The 13566-nt window shown below is 40.6% G+C and carries 17 protein-coding genes; 2 read left to right on the top strand and 15 right to left on the bottom strand.

All coding sequences use genetic code 11. From position 1 onward, the window contains the following. The first annotated feature begins 69 nt into the window (after positions 1 to 69). Positions 70 to 1431 carry a TrkH family potassium uptake protein gene (locus tag RCG24_RS03490; RefSeq protein ID WP_374049120.1) on the top strand — a complete coding sequence of 454 codons (1362 nt, stop codon included), beginning with the start codon at positions 70 to 72 and terminating at the stop codon, positions 1429 to 1431. Between the two features lie 99 nt (positions 1432 to 1530). Here the strand turns inward: RCG24_RS03490 and RCG24_RS21245 are convergent, their stop codons facing one another. From RCG24_RS21245 to RCG24_RS03465, 5 genes are all read right to left on the bottom strand, one after another. Beyond that, positions 1531 to 1692 carry a YjcZ family sporulation protein gene (locus RCG24_RS21245; protein ID WP_374049119.1) on the bottom strand — a complete coding sequence of 54 codons (162 nt, stop codon included), beginning with the start codon at positions 1690 to 1692 and terminating at the stop codon, positions 1531 to 1533. A gap of 169 nt (positions 1693 to 1861) precedes the next feature. Further along, on the bottom strand, positions 1862 to 1963 hold the full coding sequence (locus RCG24_RS03480; protein ID WP_308078315.1) for a hypothetical protein: 102 nt from the start codon (positions 1961 to 1963) through the stop codon (positions 1862 to 1864). Positions 1964 to 1979: 16 nt separating this feature from the next. Next, positions 1980 to 2441, bottom strand: coding sequence for a YpmS family protein (locus RCG24_RS03475; RefSeq protein ID WP_308078314.1), 462 nt, complete (start codon positions 2439 to 2441; stop codon positions 1980 to 1982). Between the two features lie 7 nt (positions 2442 to 2448). Further along, complete coding sequence (locus RCG24_RS03470; RefSeq protein ID WP_202655122.1) at positions 2449 to 3273, bottom strand: SGNH/GDSL hydrolase family protein; 825 nt, start codon at positions 3271 to 3273, stop codon at positions 2449 to 2451. A 114-nt stretch (positions 3274 to 3387) separates the two neighbouring features. Further along, positions 3388 to 3990 (bottom strand): SCO family protein, encoded by a 603-nt coding sequence (locus RCG24_RS03465; RefSeq protein ID WP_202655121.1) that lies wholly within the window; start codon positions 3988 to 3990, stop codon positions 3388 to 3390. 163 nt (positions 3991 to 4153) lie between these two features. On the opposite strand from RCG24_RS03465, the gene RCG24_RS03460 reads away from it, so the two are divergent. Further along, on the top strand, positions 4154 to 5044 hold the full coding sequence (locus tag RCG24_RS03460) for an MBL fold metallo-hydrolase (RefSeq protein ID WP_202655120.1): 891 nt from the start codon (positions 4154 to 4156) through the stop codon (positions 5042 to 5044). Between the two features lie 118 nt (positions 5045 to 5162). Here RCG24_RS03460 and RCG24_RS03455 read toward each other — a convergent pair whose 3' ends face one another. The 10 genes from RCG24_RS03455 to cybH form a co-directional block, all read right to left on the bottom strand. After that, positions 5163 to 6005 carry a DegV family protein gene (locus RCG24_RS03455; RefSeq protein ID WP_308078313.1) on the bottom strand — a complete coding sequence of 281 codons (843 nt, stop codon included), beginning with the start codon at positions 6003 to 6005 and terminating at the stop codon, positions 5163 to 5165. Between the two features lie 235 nt (positions 6006 to 6240). Next, positions 6241 to 7242: a hydrogenase expression/formation protein HypE gene (hypE, locus tag RCG24_RS03450; protein ID WP_202655118.1), complete on the bottom strand. Its 1002-nt coding sequence runs from the start codon at positions 7240 to 7242 to the stop codon at positions 6241 to 6243. Beyond that, positions 7242 to 8354, bottom strand: a complete 1113-nt coding sequence (gene hypD / locus RCG24_RS03445; RefSeq protein WP_202655225.1) for a hydrogenase formation protein HypD — start codon at positions 8352 to 8354, stop codon at positions 7242 to 7244. The genes hypE and hypD overlap by 1 nt, the downstream gene beginning before the upstream one ends. Beyond that, positions 8329 to 8562: a HypC/HybG/HupF family hydrogenase formation chaperone gene (locus RCG24_RS03440; RefSeq protein WP_202655117.1), complete on the bottom strand. Its 234-nt coding sequence runs from the start codon at positions 8560 to 8562 to the stop codon at positions 8329 to 8331. The genes hypD and RCG24_RS03440 overlap by 26 nt, the downstream gene beginning before the upstream one ends. A gap of 2 nt (positions 8563 to 8564) precedes the next feature. Further along, a complete protein-coding gene (hypF, locus tag RCG24_RS03435; protein ID WP_308078312.1) occupies positions 8565 to 10844 on the bottom strand; it encodes a carbamoyltransferase HypF in 2280 nt (759 codons plus the stop codon). Then, the gene (gene hypB, locus RCG24_RS03430) at positions 10829 to 11488 is read right to left on the bottom strand and encodes a hydrogenase nickel incorporation protein HypB (RefSeq protein WP_202655115.1); all 660 of its coding nucleotides are present in this window, start codon (positions 11486 to 11488) and stop codon (positions 10829 to 10831) included. The genes hypF and hypB overlap by 16 nt, the downstream gene beginning before the upstream one ends. Further along, entirely contained in the window at positions 11488 to 11844 is a 357-nt protein-coding gene (locus RCG24_RS03425) for a hydrogenase maturation nickel metallochaperone HypA/HybF (protein WP_308079101.1), read from the bottom strand. Before RCG24_RS03425 ends, hypB begins: the two co-directional genes overlap by 1 nt. Next, positions 11837 to 12295 (bottom strand): hypothetical protein, encoded by a 459-nt coding sequence (locus tag RCG24_RS03420; RefSeq protein ID WP_308078311.1) that lies wholly within the window; start codon positions 12293 to 12295, stop codon positions 11837 to 11839. Before RCG24_RS03420 ends, RCG24_RS03425 begins: the two co-directional genes overlap by 8 nt. Next, positions 12277 to 12765, bottom strand: a complete 489-nt coding sequence (locus RCG24_RS03415; protein WP_202655112.1) for a HyaD/HybD family hydrogenase maturation endopeptidase — start codon at positions 12763 to 12765, stop codon at positions 12277 to 12279. Before RCG24_RS03415 ends, RCG24_RS03420 begins: the two co-directional genes overlap by 19 nt. Beyond that, a complete protein-coding gene (cybH, locus tag RCG24_RS03410; protein ID WP_235888176.1) occupies positions 12755 to 13561 on the bottom strand; it encodes a Ni/Fe-hydrogenase, b-type cytochrome subunit in 807 nt (268 codons plus the stop codon). The genes RCG24_RS03415 and cybH overlap by 11 nt, the downstream gene beginning before the upstream one ends. Positions 13562 to 13566: the final 5 nt, after the last annotated feature.

Below are 13566 nucleotides of genomic sequence, written 5' to 3'. Positions count from 1 at the left end.
ATTCCAACCTTTCACAATCGCTATGGTATTATAGATTAATACATAGAAATTATGAGGAATGAATGGAGTATGAGTGCATTTAAAAAATTTCAAATGAAAACAAAAGAATTATCGGCTTTTCAATTAATTGTCATTTTCTATTTATCAGCATTAATTTTTTCTACCCTGATCCTAAAAATACCATTCGCGTTGCGGCCCAATGCGAAGTTATCATTTATTGATGCGATGTTTACTGCCGCGAGCGCTGTTAGTGTGACCGGCCTGAGTGTCGTTTCCATCAAAGATACCTTTAACAATTTCGGAATTTTGCTGCTTTGCTTAATTTTGCAATTAGGCGGACTGGGTGTGATGTCCTTAAGCACCTTCCTTTGGGTCATGATTGGAAAAAAGGTAGGCTTAAAAGAAAGACAGCTCCTTATGATTGATCAGAATCAATCCAATTTATCTGGTTTAGTACAGCTGGCAAAAAGAATTTTTATCATTTTTATTTCATTTGAAATAATTGGCGGAATTATTTTAGGAATTTGCTTTCTCAAATACTACGGAAATGTCTCTACTGCCTTTAAACATGGCTTTTTTGCGGCCATTAGTGCGGCGACAAATGCCGGTTTTGATATAACAGGAGAATCATTAATTCCATTTCATAATGACTACTTTGTTCAAACCATCGTCATGTTATTAATTATTTTCGGGGCAATCGGCTTTCCGGTCATCATGGAGGTATATGAATTTTTTATCACCTACAAGGATAAAAAGAAATTTCATTTTACTTTATTTACGAAGTTAACTACTTTAACCTTTGTTGTGATTACTATTATTGGTGCGATTTTCATTTATCTATTGGATTTGCAGCATTTTTTTGTTGATAGAGGCTGGTTTGATTCCATTTTTTATTCATTATTTCATTCGGTTACCTCTAAGAGTGCCGGACTGGCGACGACTGATGTCAATGAATTTACCCCGAGTAACCAGGTATTCATGTCCTTCCTGATGTTCATTGGCGGATCACCAAGCAGCGCCAGCGGCGGCATTAGAACAACAACATTTGCGATTGTAATTTTAGCGATTGTTTTTTATGCCCAAGGAAAAGGTTCGATTAAAATTTTTAAACGTGAACTTAAAGCTGAAGATGTATTGAAATCTTTTATTGTCATGACAACTGGTGCCTTTTTATGTTTAGTATCCATTTTCATTCTATCGATGACTGAACAAGGAACGATCATCGAGGTCATCTTTGAAGTGTCCTCTGCCTTTGGTACGAACGGATTATCACTGGGACTAACGCCGAAACTTTCTTCTTTCGGAAAGGTATTGATCATTATCTTAATGTTTATTGGCAGGGTCGGTATTGTTACCTGCTTATCATTGCTAAGAGGTAAAGGCAGCACGGAAACTTTCCATTATCCAAAAGAAAAAATTATTATTGGTTAAAAGACGGTACGACTGGCATTTCCATGTTTCTCATCCAATAAAAACACCCACCAAAACAAAAATGGCTGACTCATTCCGGAGTCAGCCTCTTTTTATCCATTAATAGGCCCAGCTTGCGCCAATGATGATTAACAGGATAAATAACACCACGATTAGCGCAAAGCCGCCAAAACCAAAGCCAAATCCGCCACCCACTGCCGGATATCCATAGCCACAGCAGCCATCAAATCCATAACCGCCGTATCCGCCGAATCCATACATTCGCATTCACTCCTCTAAAAATTGTGTCTTTTCCCTGTTACTTTATGAAGTAGGTGCTTGACCTGCATGTGCATCTGCCTATATTATATTTGGGACAATCATGAAAAATATAGATTAAAAAAAACCGCTCAAAGCGGTTTTTTTACTTACATTGAGTATAGAAAGAGCACTATTTTACCGGAACTAAAATCGTGAAAGCAATGTTATCGTTTTTTAGATCAAATTGCTCTGCTTTTATTTTCAAGTCACTCTTCAGCTTTAATTGCTGCATATTAACATAGACCAATTCATTCTTTTGGACGAATCTGAACTCCTTTTGGCAGCTTATAGTTTTCGCTGATAAACTTTAACACATAAGAGTTTGGCAGCGGTAAATCGCCAAGTGACATGGATTCCTGTCTCAGAACCAAGTCGCCATTCTTCAAGGCTTTCGGTTTAAAGGTTAACTTCATATTGATCTCTTCACTAAAAATGGAGATTTTACCGTACAATTCTACTTCATCCGCCAATACAACACGATAATGGATCGGCGAATCAGCGGCTTCTTCATCCAAATAATGATTAATCAGCTTATTTAAATCATACTTATTGGATTTCACATGAAAGGAGACATGCTCTCCTACAGGGTGTTTGGCTATTTCTCGCTCAATATCCTTAGAAGGTGCCATGACAAGCGATAATATAATAATTGCGAACAAAAGGTCGATTCCTAACAAAATAAGGAATCCCATTTTCCATTTGTTTTTCATAAGAATTCTAATGCTCCTCTGTACTTACCGTTAATGTCTTCTTCTCCAGGTCTGGAATTACTTTGTCTCCTAAAGCAATATTCAATCTCTGGGCAATTAATTCATATCCTTTATCGTTCGGGTGAAAATGATCTGTGTACAATAGATCCTCATTGGTATTGACAAATAGATCGTCAATTCCGACGAAGTAAGCATTTGGATATTGAACGATGACAGACTGCCCGGTTTGATTCCACTCTGAAACAATTTCATCCATTTCCTTTATATAGGAAAACCATTTTGAAAATGGATTATACATCCCCACTAAAATAATTGAAGTATTCGGATTTTCTTCAACGATGGTCTGCATAATTTGGTTTAAATGGTCCCGATATGTTTCTTTTGCTGCCATAAAATCGGAAACCTGCAAGTTGGTAAAATGATCTCGTACCACCTTCATAATATCATTTCCACCAATCGTCAAAATCACCAAATCAGCTTTCTGTATTACTTCTTTCATTGCCGGTGATTTTAATCTCTTTAACAGTTGTGTCGTCCGATTGCCTTTTACACCATAATTATAGAAATCTACTTCATGTATTCCCTTCTCTTTTTCCAGCATCGTTTCTAAGTACGGTAAATAACCGCCCTTTCCTGTACTATCACCAACACCTTGGGTTAAGGAATCGCCTGCGGATAACACCGTTAAATTTCGCGGCTTAAAATCGGCAGGAATAGGTTCAAATACTTGGATCGCTGTCTTCTTTTCCGGCTGCATCATCAGGTCGTTCGAATCGCTGCAGGAGACCAATACACTCGCAGAGAGAATTAAAGGGGTGAAGATTTTTTTCATGCTTTTTCACCTTCCTTCTAAACTATCTTCATTCATTATATCACGGCTTTATTCATTCAGAATCTTCTGTACTATATCCTATTCCTTTGAAAAAAAATAGACCCGTAAAATGGTCTATTGTAATATTTTAATATCATTAATCATTTCATCAAACGGAACATCTTTAAACCCGTTATAGGATTTTCTAATATGACCTTCTTTATCAACCAAATATATATACGTTTGATGGATTACCTGGTCAGCTTTTTCAGGCTTCTTGACATAAGTTTTGAAGGTTTTTGACGCATATTTTTCAATAAAATCTTGAGAGTAGCCTGTTAAAAATGTCCAATTGTTTAAATCAACTTTAAATTGGTTGGCATACTTAGTTAACTTGTCAGGTGAATCAACAGTTGGATCCACACTGAAAGAGACAAATTCCACATTTTTCAAACCTTCATCCTTGACCATCTTTTGCAACTTTGCCATATTCGCAGTCATCGGCGGACAGACATCGATACAGCTTGTAAAAATAAAATCAGCAACCCATACTTTTCCTTTTAAATCATTTAGACCAAAAGATTTATCCGCCTGGGTGGTTGCCTTAAAATCCTTGACAGGCCAGTCAACCGCATTTTTAATCTCCTTTTTCCCACAAGCAGATAATAGAAGTGTCAAAATGACCAAAAATATCGCAATAGATCTAATTTTCACCTCATCACCTACTAACCTCTTCATATGTTCCCGTGAATAGTGTAACAAAGATTGACAAAAGAAGAAAGGAAAAACATAGATTCAGCTCCGAAACTGTCGAAGAAAAAAAGTTTGTTAGAATACTATTATGTATGGTAATATGAATGAGTACTCATTCATATTACCAATCATCCGGAGGTGATCATTAATGGAACGCATCGGCCCAATCATCATTTTGGAAGGTCCAAACCACAGCAAAGTACCTTATTCAAGAAGTCTATTTATTGACAGTGGGGAAAAGGTCTTAATCGACAGCGGAGCGGAAGCTAAAACGCTATTGAATCTTAATCAGGAAAAGGGGATTGGATTAATTATTAATACACACTACCACCCCGATCACACAACCCATAACCATTTGTTTCCTGATACTGAAAAGTGGATAAATCCAATCGAATTTGACATAACACGAACGGTGGAAGGGGTTGCCCGTGTCAACGGAATTTATCAAGAGTGGGGGACTCTGGGTATTGAACGATGGAAAAAATCACTGCCACAGGAAATGATCCAAAATCTTACTGGAATTACCGGAACCTATGAATACGAAACGGAATACGTTTTTGAAGGTGTAAAAGTTTCTTTTCTGCATACCCCCGGCCATACAAGTGGTCTAGCTTGTCCGTACTTTCCTGAATGGGGTGTTGTATTCTGCAGTGATTATGATATGACTTCATTTGGGCCGTGGTATAACGGAACTGATGGCGATATTGACGCTTTTGTTGCCTCGGGAAAACGTCTGCTTTCACTCGATGCCGACACTTATATTACCGGACATCAAAAAGGGATATTTTCTAAACAAGAGTTTCAGAAATCAATGGAAAGATATCTTGCCATTATTGACCGCCGTGATGAAATGATCGAACGCTATGTCCGCCAAGGGTTAACTTTTGAAGAGTTGAGCAATATTGGCATATTTTATCCAAAGAAGAATCTGAATAATGCTATCTACAGGACTTGGGAGCGAATTGGAATTCGCAAGCACCTGTTACGGCTTGGGCTTACGTTACCTGAAACCACTCTAGATCTGGTAAAATCTAAATAGGATGGAGCACAAGGACCATCCTATTTTTTTCGTTAAGGAAATTATAAAATTTATTAGCTGTGGATAACTTGGACATGGTTATTTGAACCCAGCTCCAACGCTTGCGCTTTTTGTTCCGTTATTCAAAATAATACATTAATGCTAGCGCTCCGCGTCCAGTGTGGGTACTGATCGTTGGATTTGTATAATCTATTTCGATATTTCCGAATCCGGTCATTTCAATTATACTTTCCTTAATCTTTACAGCAAGATCATGTGCTTCAGCATGGGCAATACCGACACCGCGGATGGTTTTGCCTTTTACATCCTCGGCAAACTGTTTGGCCATAAATTTAACGACTTGTGAATAACTGCGTACCTTAGTGACCGGTGTATATTCCGCCCCTTCGAGTGAAGCAATTGGTTTAATATTGAGAAGCGATCCAATAAAAGCTTTCCCCTTACCAATCCGGCCGCCTTTTACCAGGTTCTCTAGTGTATCCACCATGATGTACAATTTAGTATGTTCACGTACCATTTCAAGTCTTTCAAGAATTTCCGCCATGCTTTTTCCTTGATTCGCCATTTCTGCAGCTTCTTTTACCTGGAAGGATAGAGCTTTTGAGATAAATTTAGAATCCACCACGGTTACTTTCGTTTCTGTCATCTTGGCCGCACTTTCCGCTGATCGGACGGTACCGCTCATTTTTCCGGTCATATGGATAGAAAGGACTTCATACCCTTCTCTTCCAAGACGGTCATAGATTTCGAGAAAAGCACCTGCTGATGGCTGTGAGCTTTTCGGCAGCTCCCTAGAGAGGCTCATATTTTTAATAAAATCAACTGGATTTAATTCTACACGGTCTAAATATGTTTCACCATTTATCGTAATTGCCAAGGGGACAACTTCGACTCCCAGCTTTTTAACAAGTTCTTCCGGCATATCCATTGTTGAATCGGTTACAATTTTTATTTTGCTCATACATTCACTTCCCAACTATTACTCCCTTGATTATACAGGTTTCAGCTAATGAAGGAAACAACTATTTAAAGATAAAAAAACATTGAATTCTTTGCCGGTCCCCTCATTGATCAGGAGTTGTCAAAAAGCAAGGTGTCAAGCCGCCACAACATCCTATCTAGCAGTCAAAATCGTGACAAATTCCTGCAAGATAGGAAGTTAGTGGTGCCCGACACCATTTGGACAGCATGATATGTTAGCAAATTCTCGGAAACATTGTACCTGAAAGTCTCGTCAATAATCGTTTGGCGCCAAGCGGTGTTTCCAATAGCAACCGGCCTTTTTCCTTACTGCTAATGGAGCCGATGATTGCTGCATCTTTTCCCTCAGGAAATTTTCGCAGGATCTCAACGACTTTATCTTTTTCTTTAGCGGAAACAATGATAATTGCTTTCCCCTCATTAGCTAAGTATAGCGGGTCATAACCTAATAAATCACAAACCCCGTGAACTTCAGCTTTTACAGGAATAGCCGTCTCCTGTATGTTAATCGTTAATTGGAAATCTTCGGCGATTTCAACCAGCGTCGTGGCAAGCCCTCCTCTTGTGGGATCGCGCATAATCTTTATACCGCTGGTATCCTTAAGAATCGCTTCAAGCATATTATTTAACGATGCACAATCACTATTTACCGGGGCTGTAATCCCCAATTCCCCTCTGGCAGTGAGCACAGCTATTCCGTGATCACCGATTGTGCCTGAGACGATAACAGCATCCCCCTCGGCAAACTCCAAACTACAGCCAATCTCAGGTTGATAGACACCGATACCAGTTGTATTAATGTAAACGCCATCGGCGCTGCCGCGTTCTACCACCTTTGTGTCACCAGCTACAATGGTTACACCTGATTTTTTTGCTTCATTCGCCATATCAGTGACAATTTTTTTTAGATTAGAAATGGGAAATCCTTCTTCAATCACAAACCCACATGTCAAGTATGCCGGCTTGGCTCCGCTTACGGCAAGATCATTGACTGTTCCCGCCACTGCCAATTTACCAATAGAACCGCCTGGGAAAAAGATTGGTTTTATTACAAACGAGTCAGTAGTCACGGCAATTTTATGAGTGGCCATCGTAATTGCTGCAGCATCAAACATAACAGCATTTTTATCACCAAAAGCCGAAACAAAAATATCACGAATTAACCGATGGCTCAACTCACCGCCGTCACCATGCGCTAAACTAATATATGTTTCCATCAAAAGCTCTCCCTCATGTATTGATAATAAGCGGCACAGCTTCCTTCTGCCGAGACCATACATGGTCCAATTGGGTTCATGGGATGGCAGGCTTTTCCAAACAAAGGACATTCATTTGGGGAAATTAAACCTCTTATAACCTCACCACAACGACATTTCGTCTTCTTCGGCTCCCCGACTTCTACCGTAAACCTTTTCTTGGCATTATACTTGTCGTACTCGGGTTTAAGGTCTAAACCGCTTCTGGGAATTACGCCCATTCCGCGCCAAGCTTCATCACATTCGGTCAAGTATTTTTCCAGCCACTGGTGGATTACTTGATTTCCTGCTTTTCGTACAACGGCAGGATGATTATTGAGGATGGAAGCCTGACCATTGATCGCCAAATCGATCAATTTATAGATTCCCGAGAGCAGCTCTGCCGGCTCAAATCCAGTTATGACACCGGAAATATTGTATTCGGTAACCAAATATTGATAGGCATCCTCACCCAAGACAATCGAAACGTGCCCAGGAAGGAGAAAACCGTCCAGCTGAACCTCACCTGCCTCTAATAAATACCGCAATACTGGTTCAACAAGCTTTGTCGTCATCCAAATTGAAAAATTATCCAGCCTAAGTTTTTCCGCTTCCCCAACCATTAGTGTTAATATTGGGATGGTGGTCTCAAATCCGACCCCAAGGAAAATGACCTCTTTATCTGGATTATCTTTGGCAACCTTTACGGCATCGACAGGCGAATACAAAACCCGGATGTCCTTACCGGCAATCTTGGAATCCAGCAATGTTCTGTTAGAGCCCGGCACCCGCATCATATCACCAAACGTGCAAATGATGCGATTGTCCCCTTCAGCAAGGGCAATCATCGCGTCGATTGAGCGCTGGTCGGTGACACAGACAGGGCAGCCCGGTCCGGAAATTAACTGAACATAATCCTTCAACGATTGCTTTACACCTGTACGTGCCAACGCCATCGTATGGGAACCGCATACCTCCATGAAAGCAGGCTTGCGGCCAAACTTTTGCCGAAACTCCACAGCTTTTTGAATGACGGCATCAACCAGCGGTTTGCAAATTTCAGGATTACTAGACTGTTTCAGGATTTCGAGCATTGACAAGTTTCTTCCACTCCTCGACACTTTGGCGTGCATATTCTTCTTCGACAATACTCATGGCCTGACCAGCATGGACAATCACATAATCGCCAATTTCAACTTCCGGAACAAAAATAATTCCAACAGTTGTCTGTGATCCTAATACATCGACCAATGCACTGTACTCTTCTTTTTTTATAACCTTTGCGGGTACGCCAACACACATGTTTATGACCTCCGTTTCGCCGCGGCAACAGCTAATTGACCGTATGATAAGCCACCATCATTACATGGTATACTTTCAGGAACAAAAACTTGAAAGCCTCTTGCCTGTAGTTCATTAGTGATCCGTTTTCTCAAATAACGGTTATGAAAGCTGCCACCGGATAATACAACGTTCTTTTCCGCAGATGGGTTTTTCATCAGTAATTCATCCATCGTTAATACAATCGCCTGTACCACAGTTTCGTGGAACCTTCCGCTAATCAATGATATTTGCTTTTTCTTAATAACATCGTCGGCAAGTTCTTTTAACATTGATGAAAAATTAATCATCATCATTTTTTCTTTTTGCAAATCAAATGAATATGGTTCAAAGTTGTTATTTTCATCGACAAGTTCCGCTAACTGAATGGCTGCCTCGCCATCATAGCTAGATACCTTTGTCACACCACAAATCGCGCTAACCGCATCGAACAACCTGCCGCAGGTACCGGCATAGACGGTATTCAAATTGTGCTCGATCAGCTTTTTTAACACATTTATTTCTCTCTCTTTATCAGAAAAAATGGTTTGGGCGAGTCTGACACCATCTTCACCGAGTAACTGAATCAACATCGCCGCAGCATTTCGCCATGGTTCCAGAATACACTTCTCTCCTCCGGGGAGTGGTGTATAGCATAAATGAGCCATGCGTTCATATTGAGCCGCATCGCCATAAAGAATTTCAAACCCCCAAATATTACCGTCAGGACCGTATCCTGTACCATCCAGGATAATTCCAAATGCTCTCCCGGGAATATGGTGTTCTTCGATACATGCCGCCATATGCGCATGATGATGCTGAACTTCCACGACTTCTGAAAAATCATATTCCTTTACTACATTCCGTACTTGATAACCCGGATGGGCATCAATAACAGCGGTGGTCTTAGGAATATCAATCCACTTCAACAGGTGGTCCAATTCGTGGCGATAATGGTTAATTGTTTCGATATTTTCCAGGTCGCCAATATGTGGTCCAATAAAAATTTGTTCATTTCTGCCGATTGTAAAGGTTGTTTTTTGCTGACCTCCAAATCCAACGATACCGGTAACATCTTGTTCCGTTGTAAATGGATCTGGTACATAGCCCCGAGAACGCCTGAAGAAATCAAGCTTTCCATTATTGAGTTGAACAACTGAATCATCGACAGGATGCAGAATTTCCCGATTATGAACGAGATAGAAATCGGCAATCCCGGAGAGATACTGAAATACTTCATCATCACGATAAAGGATTGGCAGGCCAGATGGATTGGCACTGGTCATCACTAGGCAGGATAATTCAGGGTCAGCAAATAATAAGTGATGTAAAGGTGAATAGGGTAACATTACACCAATCGTGCGCATTCCCTTGGCAACACTTTCGGCCAATGGATACCGGCGATTTTTTTTCAAAATCACTATTGGTGCCTCCGGACTCCTCAGCAGGTCTGTTTCTGATTGACTTATTTCCGCAAATTCCTTCGCGGCAGCAATTGATGCAGCCATGACTGCCAAAGGCCGATTGGGCCGATTTTTTCTTTTGCGTAGGGTAGCAACTGCTTGCTCATTCCGGGCATCACAGCTCAGATGATAGCCGCCAATCCCTTTGATGGCGATAATTTTTCCTGCTTTTAATAACCTGATGGTAACCTCTATCGAATTCTCTGCTTCATATACCTGCCCATTTGAATCGAGTAAAGTTACTTTTGGGCCGCATTTTGGACAGGCAATCGGCTGTGCATGATGACGGCGGTTTGTTGGATCCTCATATTCCTTCCGGCAATCATCACACATGGGGAAGCCACCCATTGAAGTATACGGTCTGTCATAAGGTAATTCATCGATAATCGTATATCGCGGTCCGCACTGGGTACAGTTGATGAAGGGGTATTGGTAACGAAAATCCTCCGGGTCATTCATTTCTCTCAAGCAATCGTCACAAACGGCCGAATCAATCGGAATGACAAGCATTGATGTACCATGCCGATCACTTTCAATAATAGAAAAGGCCTCGGCACTTTTTAGCTCGCTATCTTCCACAATAATATTATGAATCTTTGAAAGTCTTGGAGCTTTTGTTTTCAGATCTGTTAGAAACTCCTCTATCGCAGACTTCTCACCTTCAAGATAAATTTTCACGCCGTCCATGTTGTTTTGCACTGTGCCCTGCAGTGATAATTTTTGGGCAAGTTGGAAGACGAAAGGCCTAAACCCTACGCCTTGAACCCTGCCATGGACCGCTATGTTTACTGCTGAACGCATCGGTTATATGCTCCTTCAATCCAAGAAAACCATTCATGGAGCCCTTCATTTGTCCTTGCTGACAATGGGATTAACACTGATTGTGGATTAATTTCACTTAAATCCTGTTTCGCTTCCTCCACATTAAAGTCAAGATATGGCAGCAGATCAATTTTATTTAACAACACCAGTTCCGTCCGCATAAACATTTGCGGATACTTGGTAATTTTATCATTACCCTCCGGAACACTTAAAACGGCAACCTTATGGTTTTGCCCAAGGTCATAACCTGATGGGCAGACAAGATTCCCGACATTCTCAATAAATAAAATATCGATTTCATCAAGGTCAAATTCCCCAAGTGCTGCCGCAACCATTCTTGCATCTAAATGGCAGCCTCCATGGGTATTAATTTGCACTGCTTTCGCCCCCATTGACCTGATACGGTTTGCGTCCCGCTCCGTTGCTAAATCTCCCTCAATGACAGCAATCCGATATTTTTCTGATAACGCTCGAACCGTTTCCTCCAATAATGTTGTTTTGCCCGCACCCGGTGAACTCATTAGATTAATAACTAACGTTTTGGTGCTTTCAAACAGTTCACGGTTAAATTCAGCAGCCTTATTGTTATTAGTCAATACATCTGTCCTCAACGTAACCTTCATCAGTCAGAACTCCCTTCATATGATAAAATCTGAAATGTTTCCCCTGATAGCAATTTTCCTGAGGGAATTTTACATTCCGGGCAGAGGGCGATTTTTTGCCTCGGTCTATATTGCGTTCCGCACAGAACACACTGCGCCTTTGCTTCTTCTGTATGGATCACTAATTGTGCATCTCGGGAAAAGAAATGTAAATTCTGATCACGGAAAATTTCAAACGCCATCCTTAAGGCATCCGGCATTGCATTGGAAATTTCTCCAACAATAAGCTCAACCTTTTCAATTTTCGTAATCCCTTGGGCGGTTGCATCCTCCTCAATCAACTGAACGATATCTCCCATCAACGCCATTTCATGCATGCTTGTCACCTTGTTTCAGACTTGTTTGCAAACCGACATAAACCATTTTCTGCTTATACTTTACAGGTAAAGAATACAACTTTAACTCTCCGATTCCCGTATTAAAATTGAATTCTTTTTGACAATTTAAACATTTACCCTTTGAATATAGTGTTGATAGCATAATAATATTCGAACATACAGGACATACACCGTCAAATACCTGCATGTTCGTTCCATAACGTGAAACTATTATTGGCTTTCCAGCTGTATAGTGCATTTCAAGCAACGGATCTTGTCCTTTATCCTCCAATAAGGGGTACCAGGTAATTCCAAGAACCCGGTCTGCGGCGTTTTCGACCTTTTCCAAATCATCACTAATAAACGGTTCATAGACAGATTTAACAGTTTGCAAAAGACTATTTGACATTTCTTTAAAAAATTCAGCCCGGTTCATGATGCATTTCTCCATCTTTCCACCTGCTCGATGACTGAATTTGCCAATTCAGATAATTTTTCTTGATTGGTTTTTGTTAATCCAACCCCCAACTCAAGCGAGCTAGGCTGCATGCCAAGCATGACAACCTGCTTAGGATAGCGTTCGCGTAATTTGGCAGCAAATAAAACCTCTTGAAATCCCATTTGATGAATAGACATTTTGATTCCAAAATAGGCAGGTATCTCTTCACCTTCGAGCCTAATGATGCTGCCGCCTTCCTTTCCGGCATTGATGGCATCAATAATAATTAAGTTTTCCGCATCCTCGACTGGACCTAATAACTTCATTCCGTCTGTCTGGCCTTCGATGATGTCAATTAGGTCATCATCCTTATATTTCTCCTCTAAAAGAGGCAAAAGGTGAATGCCAACACCCTCATCAGAAAAGAGGGTGTTGCCAATCCCAAGAATCGTAATTTTTTTGATTCTCTCCTTATTCGCCATCTTTTTCACCTACTGAATGATTCGTTGCTGTCTTATAGCCAGTAAAAATTGAAGATACTGTTCCATTTCGTTCAAGATAGTCATCGCGAACAGCCATATAAATGTGAATAATCATAAAGAGCATAAACGCCCATGCAATCAGATGGTGCCAGGAACGAACCATATAGCTACTACCTCCGAACACCGTCGGAACCCAAGTAAACAGTTTGGCCCAGAACGACTCAGGCTGTGGTTCAAAATATAATGAAAAACCTGTCAGCATCATAATCCACGACCCAAAGAAGATGAAAATCCAATAACTGAGCTGAGCTAATGGGTTATGACCAATATAATGCGGCTTTTTATTTTTCAAAAATAAATAAAATTTAATCGTTTCCCAGACTTCTTTCCAAAATATCAGGCGAAATGGATTGGATCTGGAAAATTTATTACCGATCGCTGACCAAAATAACCGATACATAAGGTTGGCGGTAAACAAGAAAGCAGCAAAAAAATGAATATACCTCATCCAGCCCATAAGGTTGGAATAATAGGCATCCCCGGGAATTCCTGCCGACGAAAACGGCTTGCCAATATATATTCCTGTCACCATCAAGACCACAATAGCCAAGGCATTGAGCCAGTGAAAAATTCTGACCGGCAAGTTCCATACATAGACCCTAACTTCATTTTTTACCTTTTGATAGACAATTGGTTTCTCCGGGTGAAATGAATTCTCGCTATTGATTCCCACTGCATGATTAGGATGTGATGTAGGTCCCCCTGGCATTTGCGTTGGTAATTTTGGCGCATCCATTTATC

This window comes from Neobacillus sp. OS1-32, from assembly GCF_030915425.1.
Classification (GTDB): Bacteria; Bacillota; Bacilli; order Bacillales; family Cytobacillaceae; genus Neobacillus; species Neobacillus paridis.
The sequence above is the reverse complement of the archived record's forward strand: the minus strand, read 5'-3'. Positions and strand labels throughout refer to the sequence as shown.